Origin of the sequence: Actinoplanes lutulentus, from assembly GCF_003259845.1 — a bacterium.
GTDB lineage: Bacteria > Actinomycetota > Actinomycetes > Mycobacteriales > Micromonosporaceae > Actinoplanes > Actinoplanes lutulentus.
The window spans coordinates 101,716-118,276 of record NZ_QLMJ01000026.1 but is presented as its reverse complement, the minus strand read 5'-3'; the positions used below and the strand labels follow the sequence as shown (position 1 = coordinate 118,276).

The 16,561-nt window shown below is 69.3% G+C and carries 18 protein-coding genes; 10 read left to right on the top strand and 8 right to left on the bottom strand.

The window, feature by feature from the left end; translation table 11 throughout:
• Positions 1-3 precede the first annotated feature (3 nt).
• Genes B0I29_RS40435 through B0I29_RS40425 form a run of 3 tightly spaced genes read right to left on the bottom strand, consistent with a single transcriptional unit; the run spans position 4 to position 2,457 of the window.
• Positions 4-744 carry an amino acid ABC transporter ATP-binding protein gene (locus tag B0I29_RS40435; protein WP_111654471.1) on the bottom strand — a complete coding sequence of 247 codons (741 nt, stop codon included), beginning with the start codon at positions 742-744 and terminating at the stop codon, positions 4-6.
• Between the two features lies 1 nt (position 745).
• Entirely contained in the window at positions 746-1,585 is an 840-nt protein-coding gene (locus tag B0I29_RS40430) for an amino acid ABC transporter permease (RefSeq protein WP_111654470.1), read from the bottom strand.
• Positions 1,582-2,457, bottom strand: a complete 876-nt coding sequence (locus B0I29_RS40425; RefSeq protein WP_111654469.1) for an ABC transporter substrate-binding protein — start codon at positions 2,455-2,457, stop codon at positions 1,582-1,584. The genes B0I29_RS40430 and B0I29_RS40425 overlap by 4 nt, the downstream gene beginning before the upstream one ends.
• Positions 2,458-2,535: 78 nt before the next feature.
• Here B0I29_RS40425 and B0I29_RS40420 point away from each other — a divergent pair, with 78 nt between their 5' ends.
• From B0I29_RS40420 to pheT, 9 genes are all read left to right on the top strand, one after another.
• On the top strand, positions 2,536-2,799 hold the full coding sequence (locus tag B0I29_RS40420) for a phosphoribosyl-ATP diphosphatase (RefSeq protein ID WP_111654468.1): 264 nt from the start codon (positions 2,536-2,538) through the stop codon (positions 2,797-2,799).
• 44 nt (positions 2,800-2,843) lie between these two features.
• Entirely contained in the window at positions 2,844-3,686 is an 843-nt protein-coding gene (gene hisG / locus B0I29_RS40415) for an ATP phosphoribosyltransferase (RefSeq protein WP_111654467.1), read from the top strand.
• Positions 3,686-4,132, top strand: coding sequence for a PH domain-containing protein (locus tag B0I29_RS40410; RefSeq protein WP_111654466.1), 447 nt, complete (start codon positions 3,686-3,688; stop codon positions 4,130-4,132). Before hisG ends, B0I29_RS40410 begins: the two co-directional genes overlap by 1 nt.
• 400 nt (positions 4,133-4,532) lie before the next feature.
• Positions 4,533-5,138 carry a translation initiation factor IF-3 gene (gene infC / locus B0I29_RS40405; RefSeq protein ID WP_111654465.1) on the top strand — a complete coding sequence of 202 codons (606 nt, stop codon included), beginning with the start codon at positions 4,533-4,535 and terminating at the stop codon, positions 5,136-5,138.
• A gap of 55 nt (positions 5,139-5,193) precedes the next feature.
• Entirely contained in the window at positions 5,194-5,388 is a 195-nt protein-coding gene (gene rpmI, locus B0I29_RS40400; protein ID WP_014446292.1) for a 50S ribosomal protein L35, read from the top strand.
• A gap of 37 nt (positions 5,389-5,425) precedes the next feature.
• A complete protein-coding gene (rplT, locus tag B0I29_RS40395) occupies positions 5,426-5,818 on the top strand; it encodes a 50S ribosomal protein L20 (protein WP_111654464.1) in 393 nt (130 codons plus the stop codon).
• A gap of 72 nt (positions 5,819-5,890) precedes the next feature.
• Positions 5,891-6,664 carry a TrmH family RNA methyltransferase gene (locus tag B0I29_RS40390; RefSeq protein WP_111654463.1) on the top strand — a complete coding sequence of 258 codons (774 nt, stop codon included), beginning with the start codon at positions 5,891-5,893 and terminating at the stop codon, positions 6,662-6,664.
• Positions 6,665-6,819: 155 nt separating this feature from the next.
• Entirely contained in the window at positions 6,820-7,881 is a 1,062-nt protein-coding gene (gene pheS, locus B0I29_RS40385) for a phenylalanine--tRNA ligase subunit alpha (RefSeq protein ID WP_111654462.1), read from the top strand.
• 4 nt (positions 7,882-7,885) lie between these two features.
• Positions 7,886-10,366, top strand: coding sequence for a phenylalanine--tRNA ligase subunit beta (gene pheT / locus B0I29_RS40380; RefSeq protein ID WP_111654461.1), 2,481 nt, complete (start codon positions 7,886-7,888; stop codon positions 10,364-10,366).
• Between the two features lie 45 nt (positions 10,367-10,411).
• On the opposite strand, the gene B0I29_RS40375 is transcribed toward pheT, so the two are convergent.
• Positions 10,412-11,785 (bottom strand): M20/M25/M40 family metallo-hydrolase, encoded by a 1,374-nt coding sequence (locus B0I29_RS40375; protein ID WP_111654460.1) that lies wholly within the window; start codon positions 11,783-11,785, stop codon positions 10,412-10,414.
• Between the two features lie 93 nt (positions 11,786-11,878).
• On the opposite strand from B0I29_RS40375, the gene B0I29_RS40370 reads away from it, so the two are divergent.
• Positions 11,879-12,316 (top strand): hypothetical protein, encoded by a 438-nt coding sequence (locus B0I29_RS40370; protein WP_146617047.1) that lies wholly within the window; start codon positions 11,879-11,881, stop codon positions 12,314-12,316.
• Positions 12,317-13,352: 1,036 nt separating this feature from the next.
• Here B0I29_RS40370 and B0I29_RS40365 read toward each other — a convergent pair.
• From B0I29_RS40365 to B0I29_RS40350, 4 genes are read right to left on the bottom strand one after another with little or no spacing between them, the layout of a single operon-like run.
• Entirely contained in the window at positions 13,353-14,675 is a 1,323-nt protein-coding gene (locus tag B0I29_RS40365) for an MFS transporter (RefSeq protein ID WP_111654458.1), read from the bottom strand.
• A 51-nt stretch (positions 14,676-14,726) separates the two neighbouring features.
• Positions 14,727-15,482: an SAM hydrolase/SAM-dependent halogenase family protein gene (locus B0I29_RS40360; RefSeq protein ID WP_111654457.1), complete on the bottom strand. Its 756-nt coding sequence runs from the start codon at positions 15,480-15,482 to the stop codon at positions 14,727-14,729.
• 10 nt (positions 15,483-15,492) lie between these two features.
• Positions 15,493-15,774 carry a hypothetical protein gene (locus tag B0I29_RS40355; protein WP_111654456.1) on the bottom strand — a complete coding sequence of 94 codons (282 nt, stop codon included), beginning with the start codon at positions 15,772-15,774 and terminating at the stop codon, positions 15,493-15,495.
• A 17-nt stretch (positions 15,775-15,791) separates the two neighbouring features.
• Positions 15,792-16,538, bottom strand: coding sequence for an SDR family oxidoreductase (locus B0I29_RS40350; RefSeq protein WP_245973148.1), 747 nt, complete (start codon positions 16,536-16,538; stop codon positions 15,792-15,794).
• Positions 16,539-16,561 lie beyond the last annotated feature (23 nt).

Below are 16,561 nucleotides of genomic sequence, written 5' to 3'. Positions count from 1 at the left end.
CGGTCAGAGCCGCCCGGCTTCGATGATGCGTGCCAGGAACTGGCGCGTGCGTGCCTCGACGGGGTCGCCCAGCACCTGTGCGGGCGGCCCCTGTTCGAGGACCTTGCCGCCGTCGAGGAACGCCACCCGGTCCGCGACCTGCTTGGCGAAACCCATCTCGTGGGTGGCCAGCACCATCGTCATGCCCTCGCCCTTGAGGTCACGGATCATCGTGAGCACCTCGCCGACCAGCTCCGGGTCGAGCGCCGAGGTCACCTCGTCGAGCAGCAGGAGCCGGGGGTTGTTCACCAGCGCGCGTACGATCGCCACGCGCTGCTGCTGCCCGCCGGAGAGCCGGTCCGGATATGCCGAGGCCTTCGCCGTCAGGCCGACCCGGTCGAGCCAGGTCATCGCCTGTTCCTTCGCCTCGGCCGCGGGGCGTTTGTGCACCCGGACCGGGGCCAGGGTGATGTTGTCCAGCACCGTCATGTGCGGGAACAGGTTGTAGGACTGGAAGACCAGGCCGATCTTCTGGCGTACCGCGTCGGGGTTCGCCCGGGGGTCGGTGATCTCGTCGCCGTCGAGGGTGATCGTGCCGTCGTCGATCTCCTCCAGGAGGTTCACGCAGCGCAGCAGCGTCGACTTGCCCGAGCCGGAGGCGCCGATCAGGGCGACCACCTCGTGTTCGGCCACGTCCAGCGTGAGCCCGTCGAGGATGACGTGATCGCCGAACGACTTCCGGACATCCACGCAGGAAAGAACCACGTCAGGACCCCGCGTTCTGGCGGCGGGCCGCGCGCAGCGTCACCCAGTCGGTGACCCCGATGAGCGGCAGGGCGAGCAGGACGAAGAGAACCCCGGCGACGATGTACGGGGTGAAGTTGGCATCCTGTGCGACACCGATCTGTGCCGCCCGGATCGCGTCGATCGGACCGGCGAGCGAGATCAGGCCGACGTCCTTCTGCAGTGCCACGGTGTCGTTGAGCAGCGGCGGGGCGACCCGGCGTACCGCCTGGGGCAGGACCACGTGGCGCATCGCCTGGCGGTAACTGAGCCCCAGCGAACGGGCCGCCGCGATCTGGCTGGGATGCACCGACTCGATGCCGGCCCGGAACACCTCGGCCAGGTAGGCGCCGTACGTCACGATGATCGCGGCCGCGCCGAGGACCAGGACGTCCGGTGTGCCCTGCAGACGCAGGCCGGGGATGCCGAACGCGTACAGATAGATCACGATGATCAGCGGCAGGCCACGGAACGAGTACGTGTATCCGGTGGCCAGCGCGCGTACCGGGAAGAAGACCGGGCCGCGCAGGGTACGCAGGACCGCGACCACCAGGCCGAGGGTGAGCGCCAGCGCGGCGCAGACCACGAGCAGCCGGATGTTGAGCCAGAGCCCGGTGAGGATCTCGGGAAGGTACTCCACGGCCGCGTCCGGGTCGAAGAACGAGGTCTTGACCCGGTCCCAGCCGGGAGCGCCGGTGATCCCGACGGCGAGCAGAGTGCCGACCACGGCCGTGGAGAGAGCCGCGAGCAGCACGGAACGGACCGCCTTCCGGCGGCGGTAGGCGATCCGTTCCCGTTGCCTGGTGCTTGGTGCGTGTGTCACGAGAGTTCGGGCGCTCCGGCGGTGTCGGCGAGCCAGGTCTTCTCCAGTACAGCGAGAGTTCCGTCCTGGCGCAGCTGATCGACCGCCTTGCTGACACATCCGGTCAGCGCCGAGCCCTTGTCCAGCACGATGCCGAACTGCTCGGGCACGCCGACCTGGGGCAGCTGGCCGACGATCAGGCCGTCGGTGAGCTCCGCACCGGTCATGTAGAACGCGGTCGGCAGGTCCACGACGAGGCCGTCGATGGTGCCGTTCTCCAGCGCCGCTTTCGCGTCGTCGTTGTTGTTGTAGACCGACGGCTGCGCGTCCGGCTTGATCAGGTCGGTGACGGCCTGGTAGCTGGTCGTGCCGACCTGGGCGCCGAGCTTCGCGCCCTTGAGGTCGGCGATCGACGTGGCGCCGGCGATCTTCGAGCCCTTGGTGGCGATCACCGTCTGCCGCACGAGGTAGTACGGCGACGAGAAGTCGACGGCCTCCTTGCGCTCGTCGGTGATGGAGAACTGGTTGATGTCGATGTCGAAGGCCTTCGGGCCGGGCGCGATCGCGTTGTTGAACGTCACCGACGCCCACACCACGTTGGCGGCCGGGTACCCGAGACGGTCGGCGACGGCGTACGCCACGGCGGACTCGTAGCCCTTGCCGTTGGCCGGCTTGTTGTCACTGAACCATGGCTCGTACGCCGGGTTGTCGGTGCCGATCGTCAGCTTGCCTGGCGTCTCGGTGGCGAGGCTGCCGGGCGCGCAGTTGTCCGCCGAGGAGGACGACGCTGAGGCGGTGGGGGAGGAATCTTCCTCCACGGGAGAGCAGGCGGTGACGGCGGCGAAGAGGAGCGCCACGCCGCCGAGCGCAGCGGGGGTGTATCGGCTGACCATGCCGGGCAGCTTAGAAGACGTCCCAGTGGCTGGGGGCGTTCGTCGTCAAGACGTGATGAGCTGCCACAATCGTTTCCCGTGAAGACGTTCGAAGAACTGTTTGCCGAGTTGCAAAGCAAGGCGGCGGAACAGACCCCCGGTTCGAGCACGGTCGCGGCGCTCGAACGCGGAGTCCACTTCATCGGCAAGAAGGTCGTCGAGGAAGCCGCCGAGTCCTGGATGGCGGCCGAGCACGAGGGGCCGGAGCGGGCTGCCGAGGAGATCTCTCAGCTGCTCTACCAGGCACAGGTGCTGATGATCGCCACCGGACTCGAGCTCAAGGACGTTTACCGACATCTCTGACGCGCGTCCCTGACCCGTTGACAGAGATCGAAGGAGCACGTCCGATGCTGCGCATCGCCATTCCGAACAAGGGCACCCTGTCCGCACCGGCGTCACAGATGTTGCGGGACGCCGGGTACCGCCAGCGCACCGACCCCAAAGACCTGCTCTGCCGTGACGAAGCCAACAACGTCGAGTTCTTCTACCTCCGTCCGAAGGACATCGCCACGTACGTGGGCTCCGGTGACCTCGACCTCGGCATCACCGGCCGGGATCTGCTGGTCGACTCCGGTGTTCCGGCATCCGAGTTGCTCGACCTGAACTTCGGCAAGGCCACGTTCCGCTGGGCCGCACCGGCCGGCGCGCTGACCAGCACGGCCGAGATCGGTGGCCGGCGGATCGCCACCGCGTACCCCGGTGTGGTCGGCCGTTACCTGGCCGAGAACGAGGTGAAGGCGGACGTCGTCCGCCTGGACGGCGCGGTGGAGAACGCGGTCCGTCTCGGTGTGGCCGACCTGATCGCGGACGTCGTCGAGACCGGCGCGACGCTGCGGCAGGCCGGGCTGGTGACCATCGGCGACCCGATCATGCAGTCCTCGGCCATCCTGATCGGCCGTGAGGAGCAGGTGCCGGCCGGCGCCGCCCAGCTGCTGCGGCGCCTGCAGGGTGTGCTGGTGGCGCGGAACTTCGTGATGCTGGCGTACGACGTCCGGGCCGACCTGCTGGACCAGGCGACCGGGCTGACGCCGGGCATCGAGTCGCCGACGGTCTCCCCGCTGCACCGCGAGGGCTGGGTCGCCGTGCAGGCGATGGTCCAGCGCGGCGAGGTGCACCGCATCATGGACGAGCTGTACGAGCTGGGCGCCCGTGCCATCCTCGTCACCGACATCGCGAATTGCAGGTTGTGATGACAGCGGTTGTCTTCCGGCCCAAGAAGATCCGGGTGGTGGCGATCCCGGCGGCGATCGCGGTGGCGGTGCTGTTCACCGTCCTGAGCTTCGGCCTGCACGGCAACGCCGGGTTCGAGAACTCGCGGGCCAGCTTCCAGCGCGGTGACCAGGCCGCGATGATCGGGCTGGGCATCCTGCTCGGGCTGGGCATCCTGGCGTTCTGCCGTCCGCGGGTCACCGCTGACGAGCAGGGCGTGCACGTGCGCAACGTGGTGGGCGGTTACGACCTGCCGTGGGACGTGATCCGTGCGGTCCGCTTCGACCGGAACGCGGCCTGGGCGAGCCTGGAGCTGCTCGACGACGATCAGGTCTCGGTGCACGCGTTGCAGGCGGTCGACAAGGACTACGCGGTGGAGGGTGTGCGTACCCTCAGGTCCTTGCACTCGGCGGCGACGGAAGCCTGAGTTTCACCCGCTGGTGGCTCCCGTGAGGGAGCCACCAGCGGAGCTGCTAGACTTGCCGCTAGTCGACCACGCCATGCCCTCGAACCGGTCTCCGGAAAGAGGGCACAGGCGCGAAAGAGGAGCCCGCTAGGTTCCCACCCGAGTCACTTAGGTGGCTGGGTCCGGTCACCCGGACAGAGTTCTGCTCTGTGCTGGGGCGCGTCCTCCCGGACGCCGATGACCGGTCGAGCGGGCCCCGCCATGTGCTTTTCACAGCACTGACGGGGTCTTCTGCTTTCCCGGCGTCCCGCCACCATCGGGACACTCGGGGCCGACCGCCATTGGCATCATTCGTAACGCACACGGCGTTATGGATGAGAGAACAACGTTCTGAGGAGGCCCCATCAGCGTCGAACCACGCGTGAACGAACAGATCCGGGCTCGTGAGGTCCGCCTGGTCGGTCCGGAGGGTGAGCAGGTCGGCATTGTGCCGCTCGAGCGCGCTCTCCAGCTGGCTGCGGATGTCGACCTGGACCTGGTCGAGGTTGCTCCGATGGCGCGGCCGCCGGTGTGCAAGCTCATGGACTTCGGCAAGTTCAAGTACGAGAGCGCACTCAAGGCTCGCGAAGCGCGGCGCAACCAGCAGCAAACCGTCATCAAGGAAATGAAGCTTCGGCCGAAGATCGACCCGCACGACTACGAGACCAAAAAGGGTCACGTCGTCCGGTTCCTCAAGGCGGGCGACAAGGTCAAGGTGACGATCATGTTCCGCGGCCGTGAGCAGAGCCGCCCCGAGCTGGGATTCCGGCTGCTTCGCCGGCTCAGCGAGGAGATCTCTGAGCTCGGCTTCGTCGAGGCCAGTCCCAAGCAGGACGGCCGGAACATGATTATGGTGTTGGCCCCGCACCGGGCCACGAAGGCCGCAGCGGCCGCCACGGTCGCCGCCAACGCGCGTCCGCCGCGGGAGCCGCGCGAAGGCGAAGAAGCCGAGGCCGTCGCGGCCCCGGCCGAAAGCACCGCAGAGTAATCAGCTTTTCTCGGCCTCCCCTCGGTTGCCGGGAAAGATCAGAAAGAGGCGTTCAGTGCCGAAGATGAAGAGCCACACCGGCATGGGCAAGCGGGTGAAGGTCACCGGTAAGGGCAAGCTCGTCACCGAGCAGGCCGGTAAGCGTCACCTGCTGGAGCACAAGTCCTCCCGGGTCACCCGCCGGATGACCGGCACGGTCACCGTGGCCAAGGCCGACACCAAGCGAGTGAACAAGCTTCTGGGCCGCTGACGCGAGCCTGACCAGTTCCCCTAAGGAGTAACTAGAAATGGCACGCGTCAAGCGGGCGGTAAACGCCCAGAAGAAGCGCCGTACCCTGCTCGAGACCGCGAGTGGCTACCGCGGCCAGCGCTCGCGCCTGTACCGCAAGGCCAAAGAGCAGGTGCTGCACTCGATGCAGTACGCGTACCGCGACCGCCGTGACCGCAAGGGCGACTTCCGCCAGCTGTGGATCACGCGCATCAACGCGGCCGCTCGGGCCAACGGCATGACCTACAACCGCCTGATCCAGGGTCTGAAGCTGGCCGAGGTCGAGGTGGACCGCAAGATCCTGGCGGAGCTCGCGGTCAACGACGCTGTCGCGTTCGCCGGCATCGTCGAGATCGCTCGCGCGGCTGTCGCTGCCGAGGGCACCGGCGGCGCTGCCGCTCAGGCTGCCTGATATCGCGTAGCACTTTTTCGAGGCGCCTCCCGATTCGTCGGGAGGCGCTCGTCGTTTCTACGGAGACCAGGGATGTTCACACCTCGTACCCCTCGGATCATGACGGCCCGGCGTCTGCAGCGGCGCAAGGATCGCGATCAGACCGGCCGATTCCTCGCCGAAGGGCCGCAGGCCGTTCGCGAGGCACTCGCCGCCGGCGCCGTGCTGGAGCTGTTCGCCACCGGCCACGCGCTGAGCCGGTACGGCGACCTGGCCGCGCAGGCGCCCGAGGTCTCGCCGGTGACCGACGACGCGCTCGCCGCGCTGACCGAGACGGTCAGCCCGCAGGGTCTCGTCGCGGTCTGTGAGCAGAACGACGTGCCGATCGCCGAGGCGCTCGCCAAACAGCCCCGGCTGGTCGCGGTGGTCGCGGAGATCCGTGATCCGGGCAACGCCGGGACCGTGCTGCGCACGGCCGACGCGGCGGGTGCGAGCGCGGTGATCTTCGCCGGCGACGCCGTCGATCCCTACAACGGCAAGTGCGTACGCGCGTCGGCCGGCTCGCTGTTCCACGTGGACGTCGTCCGTTCCCCGTTGTCCGTGGTCGAGCTGCTGCAGGACAGCGGGCTCCAGGTGCTCGCCACCAGCGGCACCGGTGAGGACGACGTGGACTCGCTGCTCGACGGCGGTCAGCTGGCCGCCCCGACGGCGTGGCTGTTCGGCTCGGAGGCGCACGGCCTCTCCGCCGAGCTGCTCAAGGGCGCCGACCGGCGGGTCCGGGTGCCGATCTACGGCGAGGCGGAGAGCCTGAACCTCGCCGCGGCCGCCGCCGTCTGTTTATATGCCTCGGCTCGCGCGCAGCGCTGACGGTAAGCTGGGACGCATGTCAGGTCGACTTCTGTTTATGCAGCCCGCTGGTCGCGGGCGCCAGATCTGACTTTTCTGCGCTCCCTCTGACCGGCGGGCTGCGGCCATGCCGCGCCTCCGTAGACTGCCTTCGGCAAATTCGTGTGAGGGAGACCATGTCCTACCGCAACGATCCGTACGACCCGAAGCAGGCCGTCCTGCTGTCGCCCGAGTCTCTTGAGGGCGCGGTCGTGGACGCTGAGAAGGCGTTCGCCTCGGCCGCCGACCTCGACGCGCTCGGCGCTCTGAAGCCCGCTCACCTCGGCGACCGCTCGCCGGTGTCCCTCGCGCGCCGGGAGATCGGCTCGCTGCCGCCGGCCGCGAAATCCGACGCCGGCAAGCGGGTCAACGTGGCCCGTCAGGCCGTGCAGGCGGCTTTCGACGCCCGCGCCGCCGAGCTTGAGGCCGACCAGGCCGCCCGGGTCCTCGTCGAGGAGCGCGTCGACGTCACTCTGCCGTGGACCCGCCGCCCGCGCGGCGCCCGGCACCCGCTGACCACCCTCATGGAACACATGGGTGACGTGTTCATCGGCATGGGTTACGACATCGTCGACGGTCCCCAGCTGGAGCTGGAGTGGGCCAACTTCGACGCGCTCAACATCGGACCGGACAACCCGGTACGCGGTTCCGCCGACACGTTCTTCGTGGACCTTCCCGGCCTGGTGATGCGGACGCACACCTCACCCGGCCAGGTGCGGACCATGCTCGACCGGCAGCCTCCGATCTATGTGGTCAGCCCCGGCCGGGCGTACCGGACCGACGAGCTCGACGCGACGCACAGCCCGGTCTTCCACCAGATCGAAGGCCTGGTGATCGACGAGGGCATCACGATGGCCCACCTGCGCGGCACGCTCGACCACTTCGCCAAGGCGATGTTCGGCCCGGACGCGAAGACCCGCTGGCGGCCGCACTACTTCCCGTTCACCGAGCCGTCCGCCGAGTTCGACGTCTGGTTCGCGCAGCACCGCGACGGCCCGCGCTGGGTCGAGTGGGGTGGCTGCGGCATGGTCAACCCGCGGGTGCTCACCGCCTGCGGCATCGACCCGGCCCGCTACAGCGGGTTCGCGTTCGGCATGGGTGTCGAGCGGACCCTGATGTTCCGCAACGGTGTCAGCGACATGCGCGACATGGTCGAGGGCGACGTGCGGTTCACCACGAACTTCGGAATGGAGTCCTGAAGCGATGAAGACGTCACTGTCGTGGCTGCGCGAGTACGTCGAGCTGCCCGCCGGGATCACGGCTTCGGAGCTGGACACCGCGCTGACCAACCTGGGCATGGAGGTCGAGGGCATCGTCGACCAGGCCGCCACGGTCACCGGTGACCTGGTCGTCGGCCGGGTGCTCACCATCGAGGAGCTGACCGGTTTCAAGAAGCCGATCCGCTTCACCACTGTCGACGTCGGCCGGGACGCGCCGCAGGAGATCGTCTGCGGCGCCCGCAACTTCGCCGAGGGCGACCTCGTGGTGGTCATCCTGCCCGGTGGCGAGCTGCCGGGCGGATTCAAGATCGGCGCGCGGAAGACGTACGGGCGCAACTCGAACGGCATGATCTGCTCGTCCGCGGAGCTCGGGTTGTCCGGGGACCACTCGGGCATCATCGTGCTGCCCGCCTCTCTCGCGGAGAAGCCGGGCGCCGACGCGCGACCGGTGGTCGGCCTCGACGAGGTGCTGATCGAGGTCGAGATCACGCCGGACCGTGGGTACGAGATGAGCGTGCGAGGGATCGCGCGCGAGCTCGCCACGCATTTCGGGGTGGCTTTCACTGATCCGGCTGCTGTTTCTGCTTCTGGGGCTTCTTCGGAGGCGCCGCATCCTGTCGCCATCGACGACACCGTCGGCTGTGACCGCTTCGCCGCCCGCGTCGTGCGTGGCATCGATCCGGACGCGCCGTCACCGGAGTGGATGCAGCGCCGCCTCGTCGCGGCCGGCATCCGCACCATCTCGCTGCCCGTCGACATCACCAACTACCTGATGATCGAACTCGGTCAGCCGATGCACGTCTTCGACCTGAACCGGCTCAAGGGCGGCCTCGTCGTGCGCCGTGCCCACCCGGGCGAGAAACTGACCACCCTCGACGGTGTGGCCCGCGTTCTCGACGCCGAGGACATGGTGATCTGCGACGAGACCGGTCCGATCTCGCTCGCCGCCGTGATGGGTGGCGAGACCAGCGAGTGGCAGCAGGGCACTGTCGACGTGCTCCTGGAAGCCGCACACTGGGACCCGATCATGGTCGGCCGGACCGCGCGGCGGCACAAGCTGTTCAGCGAGGCCGCGAAACGCTGGGAGCGGGGTGTCGACCCGCAGTTGCCGCTGGTGGCGCTGCAGCGGGCCGTCGAGATCCTGACGGAGCACGCCGGGGGAACCGTGGACGAGCGGATCCTCGACATCGACCACGTGGTGCCGCCGGCGCCGGTCCCGCTGCCGGTCGGGTTGCCCTCCCAGATCGTTGGGCTGGACTTCTCCGCCGCCAAGATCACGGACTTGCTGACTCGCGTTGGCTGCGCCGTGAGCGGCACGGATCCTCTCCACGTCGTTCCGCCGACCTGGCGTCCCGACCTGCTCGCCCCGATCGACCTGGTCGAGGAGGTGGCCCGGCTCGGCGGTTACAACGACATCCCGAGCGTGCTGCCGCCGGCCGGCAGCAGCAACGGTCTCACCCCGGCGCAGCGCCAGCGTCGCTCGATCGGCCGCGCCCTGGCCGAGAACGGGTACGTCGAGGTGCTGTCCTACCCGTTCGTCGCGCCGTCGACGGCCGACGCTCTCGGTCTGGCCGTCGACGATCCCCGTCGTAGCGCGGTGCGGCTCACCAACCCGTTGTCCGAGGAGGAGCCGCTGCTGCGTACGTCGCTGCTCGCGCCCCTGCTCGGCATCCTCAAGCGGAACCTGGGCCGTGGCCGTCGTGACGTGGCGCTCTTCGAGACCGGCACGGTCTTCCTGCCGCACCTCGCCGCATCCGCGCCTCCGGCGCTCGGTGTCGACCGCCGTCCCACCGCCGAGGAGTGGGCCGCCGCCAACACCATCGTCCCCGCGCAGCCGTGGCACCTCGCCGTGGTGCTGACCGGCGACCTCGACCCGGCCGGTTGGTGGGGCGAAGGACGCGCGGCCGGGTGGGCGGACGCCATCGAGGCGGCGCGCGTCGCGGTCGCGGCCGCGGGCCTTCTCGCTTCGCGGATTTCGGTACGCGCGGCAGAGCAGGCGCCGTGGCACCCCGGCCGATGCGCGGCGATCCTGGTCGACGGCATCGTGATCGGGTACGCGGGCGAACTGCACCCCTCCGTCGTGGCGGCGTTCGAGCTGCCGAAGCGGACGTCAGCCGCCGAGATCAACCTGGACGCGCTGCCGGCCGCCCCGGTGATCGACGCGCCGCGGATCTCCACGTTCCCGGCGGCGCTGATCGACGTGGCGCTGGTGCTGGACCGTGCGGTTCCGGCCGGCGACGTGCGGTCCGCTCTCGCCGAGGGCGCGGGCGAGCTGCTCGAATCGGTCGCGCTCTTCGACGTGTACGAGTCGGAGCAGCTCGGCTCCGGGAAGCGTTCGCTGGCGTACAAGCTGACGTTCCGCGCCCCGGACCGGACGCTGACGTCGGAGGAGACGATCGCCGCCCGCGACGCCGCCGTGGCGGTGACCGCGTCCCGTTTCGGAGCGGTGCTGCGCGGCGCGTAGTCGGTTTCATGAACGCCGGGGCCCGCGGGCCCCGGCGTTCTCATGTCAGCTTCCGGGTTGCGGCGCGGCCGCCGGGCTGCGGTTTCCCGCCGTGTCCACCGCGCGGACGCCGAAGAAGACGTTGTCCTTCGACAGATCGATCGTGACGGCGGCGACCTTGCCGACTCCGACCACGTGCTGCCAGTCCGGTGCCGTCGTCTCCCGCCACAGCACCTCGTAACCGGCCAGGTCCGGCTCGGTGCCGAGCTGCCAGCGCAGCGTGGTCTCGTTGGTCAGCTGGGTGGTGTCGATGACCACGCCGCGCGGGGTGCCCGGCGCCTGCGCGAGCGACCACAGCGTCGCGGCGTTGACCCGGGCCACCCGGGCGATGTATCCGAAGTCGCAGAACTCGACCAGGTCGCCGTACTGAACGCCGTCCTCGACCCGGACGTCCTGATGCTCGTGCGCGAAGTTCTCCCGCGGCTCGGTGAAGCGGGCCGCCGGGTAACCGCGGAGCAGGAACGAGATGTGGTCGCTGCCGCGCAGGTAGCGGTCACGCCGCCAGACGACGCGGACGTTCATGTCGTCGGGCTCGACCTCCTTGACGAATCGACCGAGTTGCCGCGACGGCCCGTCGTTCTCGCCGCCCACACTGCGCCGGGTATTGGCCTGCGCCGCCGTCTCCGAGGTGGGCACCCCCTCGACGAAGAGCCGCACGGTCCTCTTGTCCGGGCGGGTGCCGTCGTGGGCGTCGCCGGTGCCGACGATGTCGTTGCTGAACATGGCCTGGATGTCGGCGCCGGCGTCTTTGTATCGCTGTGCCATGTGGTCGGAGCCGTACAGGCCCTGCTCCTCACCGGCGACCGCCGCGAAGACCAGTGTCGCCTCCGGTTTGCGGGTGGCGAGGACTCGGGCCAGCTCCATGATCACGGCGACACCGGACGCGTCGTCGTCGGCGCCCGGGGCGTCGCTCACCGCGTCCAGCACGTCGGAGGCGCGGGAGTCGTAATGGCCGGTCACCACGTAGATCCGCTCCGGCGTGACACTGCCCCGCAGGGTGGCGATCACGTTGGTGATCGTGGTGGGCGCCGGGATACGCGGGGAGACGGGCTGTACGAAGGACTGCAGCTCCACCGTCATCCGCCCCTCGGACGTGGCGGCGTAGTCCTGGAGCCGCTCGAATATCCAGTCCCGGGCGGCGCCGATTCCGCGTACCGAATCGGTCTGTGAGGAAAGGGTGTGCCGCGTGCCGAAGGCAGCGAGCCGGCGCACCGAGGTCTCGATCCGCTTCGGATCGATCTCGCGAAGGATCGACCGGAGGTCGGGTCCCGGCCGGGGACCGGCGGCGTGCGCCGTGTTCGGCGCGGTGAGAGAGCCGGCGGCCGCGGCCGCCGCTGACAGCGTGAGAACGGTACGACGGGTCGGGCGCGCTCCATTCATAGGTGTCAGTCTATGTGACGGGGTGGCGCCGGATTGATGATCTTTGCTAGAACTCCGCATGTCTTCTATGGATATTCGGTAGGGAGCTCCACCATGTTCAGCAAGCGTTCCGTAGGTATGGCCGTGGCGTCCGTGCTGTCGATCGCCGGCGCGGTCTTCGCGGCCCCGGCGCCGGCCATGGCGATCGACTTCGAGCACAACTACGTGACGGCGAGCAGTGCGCCGACCGGCTCGCTGAAGTGCAACGAGATCATCGGGGCTCGGGTCTGCTTCAAGGCCGACGGCGACATCTGGTACGTCAAGGACATGGCCGCCGACAGCGCCTCGGCCGAGATCGTCTGGAATGTGTACGACGCGAAGGCGAACCTGACCCGCTATGGCAAGTGCACCAACAACCTGGGCAATGGGACGTGGGGGTACTGCAACAAGAACTACCTCGAAGGGCTGCACGTCAGCGGCATGATCCAGATCTTGGACTACTCGAACGGCAAGCTGGTCCGGCAGAGCCTGGCGGCGCCGTACGCGAACTGAGGTTGAGCGTTCGTCAGGCGTGGCGGGTGGCGGCCTCAGGTGGGGTGCGCGTTCGTCAGGCGTGACGGGCGCAGATTCTTGTGCCGTTCGGCCGGCCGGGTGGCGCTCAGTGCTCGTACGCGGCGTTCGAAACAGCACTGGAGCCAGCTCGTGCCATCCGGCTGGCTTCCAGTGCTGGTCACGACCTTCGCGAGACAGCACTGACGGCCGGCCGGACTCTGCACGGGGTGAATCCAGGACCCACCGTGTGCTCCCGTCCACGCGCCCCGAGCTCGTTGAATGCTCCGGGCTCACCGTGTGCTCCGGGCTCACTGTGTGCTCCGGGCTCACGGTGTGCTCTGGGCTCACTGTGTGCTCCAGTCCAGGCCAGTCATGCCCTGCTAGCGGCGGTTGTTCACCCCACGCGCCGCCGAGGCCGGCGGCCTGCCGAGGTCACCCGCCTGCCGAGGGCGGCCGCCGGGTGAGCCGTAGCTCAGACATGCAATCGGGCTCTCATAAGGTGCCGGAGCTACGGCTGAGGGCCGCGAGCCGTAGTCCGGACACGTAATCGCGGTCTCATAACCCCTCTGAGCTACGGCTCGGTGGGAGGCCTTCGGCGAACGTGCCGCGACACGACTCGCGCAGTGACCCGACCGGCATCGAAAGGTCCGGCGCGTCGTGGCGGGTCCGAGTGGCGGCATTGATCGCAGCGCAAGCCGGTGTGGTCCCGGATCGGCTTGCGCTTGTGGTCGCTGTCAGGCCGTTTTGACGACCGCGAGCACAAGCTGGCGTCCGGCGTGTGCCTGTCGAACACCCGGTCTGCCGAGCGTCTGGTCTTGTGAGCGCCAGCTTTTGCCGCGCGCGCCGCTCGGCCTCGGCTCGGCCCCGGCTCGGCTCGGCTTCGGCTCGGCCCCGGCTCGGCCTCGGCTCGGCCCCGGCTCGGCTCGGCTTCGGCTCGGCCCCGGCTCGGCTTCGGCTCGGCCCCGGCTCGGCTTCGGCTCGGCCCCGGCCCGGCTTCGGCTCGGCCCCGGCTCGGTCTGGTGCGTGGGTGGGTGGGTTAGGTTGCCGACGGGACTGGTTCTGGGGAGGTTGGCTGGTGGGCGGTTCGGCGTACCAAAAAGGTCTCGACGCAGACCAGGAGCAGCATCAGAGTGCTCACCGCCAGCAGGAAGACCGCGAACGCGCGCAATCCCGCCCCTTGGTGGGCGAAAGCCGCCGCCGCCACCAGCGCGCCCAGATAGGTGAAGGTCCGCAGCAGCCCCGCCGCCGCGCCGATCCGGGCCGGGTCGGCCTGGTGGTAGACGGCGTTCTGGTTGACCAGGTTGTTGATGCCCTGGGGGAGTCCACAAGCGGCGGCGATCAGCACCAGAACCCAGACCGCCGTCGACGAGCCGATCGGCAGAAGCAGGGCGCACGCCGCGATCTGGGTCAGCGCGCCGACCAGCAGCACCAGGCGGAAACGCGTTGAACGGCCGGTCAGTGCCGACCCGCCGATCGCGACCAGCGACATCGGGAGCAGGACCAGGCCGGCGACCGACGGGCTCAAGCCCCGGCCGGCCTGCAGCCACTGGGTGAATCCGTATAAAAACGCGTAGGTGATCGTCTGCGCCATCAACGTGCGTAGGTACGTCCGGATCAGCGGACCGTTGCCGCCGAAGACCCGCAGGTCGATGAAGGGTTCGGCGATGCGCAGCTGATGCGTCACGAAAGCCGCGCCGGCGATCAGGGTGAGCGCGAGGAACCAGTACCGGCCCATCAGCGCCAGCATGAGCGACGTCAGCGTGGCGGCGAACAGCAGCGTGCCGAGATAGTCGAAGCGGGGTCCGGGAACCCGGGCCGTGCGAGGCAGGCGGAGAGCGCCGAGGATCAGGCACGCGGCGGCGAGCGGGATGTTGACGGCGAAGACGGTACGCCAGCCGCCCGCCGTGATCAGCAGGCCGCCGATTGTCGGGCCGATCACCACGATGGTCTGCGCGGCCACCGTGAGCAGGGTGAGCACCGAGCCGGGACGTTCGGTGCGGGCGCGTTTCAGCAGGTACATCGCGGCCGGGTATCCGGCGCAGGTGCCGATGCCGAGGATGACCCGGGCGACGACCAGCACGGCCAGCGACGGCGCGAGGGTGCCGATCAGCCCGGCGACGCCGACCATCGCGGAGCCGATCAGGTAAAGGGTGCGCGGGCCGTACCGGTCGACCAGCCGGCCGACCACGGGCTGGCCGGTCGCGGTCGCCAGGTACAGCGCGGAGACCAGCCAGGACGTCTCGGCCGGCAGGGCGTCGAAGGCGATCCCGATCGGCACCAGGGCCACCGCGATCATCGACGAGTTCACCGGGTTGAGGGCGGCGCCGAGGACCAGCGGGGCGATCAGCCGACGATTCATGCGCTGAAACTATGGAAACGATGTTTCCATACGAAGCGAGAATAACCGAGATCACATGATCTCGACCGGGGTTCCCGCCGGTGGGTGACCGAAGATGCGGGCCGCGCTCCCGCCTCGGGAGAGCAGTTCGTAGAAGACCCGGCCGTTCCACCCCGAGCTGCCCGGTGCGAACGACATGGCGCCGGCCGGCACCGCGAAGACCCCGTCGCTCACTGTTGCCGAGGATTCCCGGTCGCCGACGCGTACCCGAATAAGCGACCCGGCAGGAGCCGGCGCCGAGTCCCAGGTGGTTTTGATGTTGCCGTACCCGTCGGTGTACGCCACCGCCTGTTTCGGCGGCGGGCCGACCGGCAGCACGTCGCCGAGGGGGTTGAGCGAACCGTTGGCCAGGTCGGCGAGCGCGGCCGGGAACACGTCGCGGGAGCGGAACTGGGATCCGTGGTCGGCCACGTCCACGGCCCGGATCGGGACGCCCTCGGCGGCGAGGAAGGAGAGGCTGGCGCCGGAGTTCACCCCGACGACCAGCACACCGGAGTCGAGCCGGGCGGCGGCGAGTCGCTCACCGGCGTTGTTCGCCCGGGGTTCGTCGTGGTCCTGGCGGGGAGCGACGTTGGCGTAGATGATCCGGTCGGCCGGGCCCTCGCCGAAGGCGAGCTGTGCCACGCAGAAGCCGGCCGAGACCGTGTCGAACGCCGGCACCGGCACGGTGATGACCTCGGCCGTGGGCAGCAGGGTGGCGAGTCGCTGGCGGACCTCGGCGAAGGCGAGATCTCCGGAGCCGTAGTCGGCGACGACGGTAAGGAGCATGACCCGAAGGTTACTCCGATTTAGCCCCTTTTGCCCGGAGTAGCCGACGGGCGTCCGGGCGGTCCTCGGTGTCCACCCGTGCGCAGCCCGAGGAGACCAGCTCCCAGTCGCCGCCGGACAGCGCGGCATCGAGCCGGGACCGGATCAGCTCGACCTGGTCCGGCGGAGAGGTGAACAGGATCCGGAGCCGGTCACCGTCGAGCCTGGTGACGACGTCGAAACCGTCCAGCAGGGCGCCGATCGACGCCGGTGCCGGGCTCAAGACCGCCTGATGGGCGTAGACCTGCCGCATGAGCGCAACGGTAGCTCTCAGTCGATGGTGTGCCCGCCGTTGACCGTGATCCGCTCGCCGGTCACGAAGCGGGCGGCGTCCGAGCAGACGAACGCGACCACGTCCGCCACGTCCTGCGGGGTGCCGATCCGCCCGAGAGGGACGTCGGCGACATATTCGCGAGTGTCATCCGGCGACAGCGGCCCGTGCCTCTCGACCGGGATCCAGCCCGGCGCCACCACGTTGACCGTCACGCCGTGAACGCCCAGCTCACGCGCCCACGTCCGGGCCAGCCCGATCTGCGCGCCCTTGGCCGCGTTGTAAGCCGACGCCCCCGGAATCGCCCGCTCGAACGAATCCGAACCGATGTGGACGAACCGCCCGGTCCCCAGCGAACGCATCCCCGGCAGCGCGGCGGCCAGCAGCAGCGTCGGGCTCTTCACGAAGAACTCGAGCTGATCCAGATGATCACGCCAGGAGACCAGCTCAGCCGGTGCGGACGGCTGTGGTCCGGTCGCGTTGGCCACGACCGCCTGGACCGGGCCCAGCCGATCGGAGGCTTCGGCCACGAGGTCGCGTACCCCTGCCTCGTCGGTGATGTCGGCTCGCAGAGCCGCGGCCTGACCGCCTGCCGCGAGGATCTCCGAGGCGATGCGCTCGGCGCCCGCCGCGTCCGAGCGATAGTTGATCGCTACCGGCCATCCGTCGGCGGCGAGCCGGCGCGCGATGTGCGCGCCGAGGCCGCGCGACGCTCCGGTGACGAGGGCGCTTCCCAAGATCGGCACGACCGGAAAGGTACAGCGCCCCC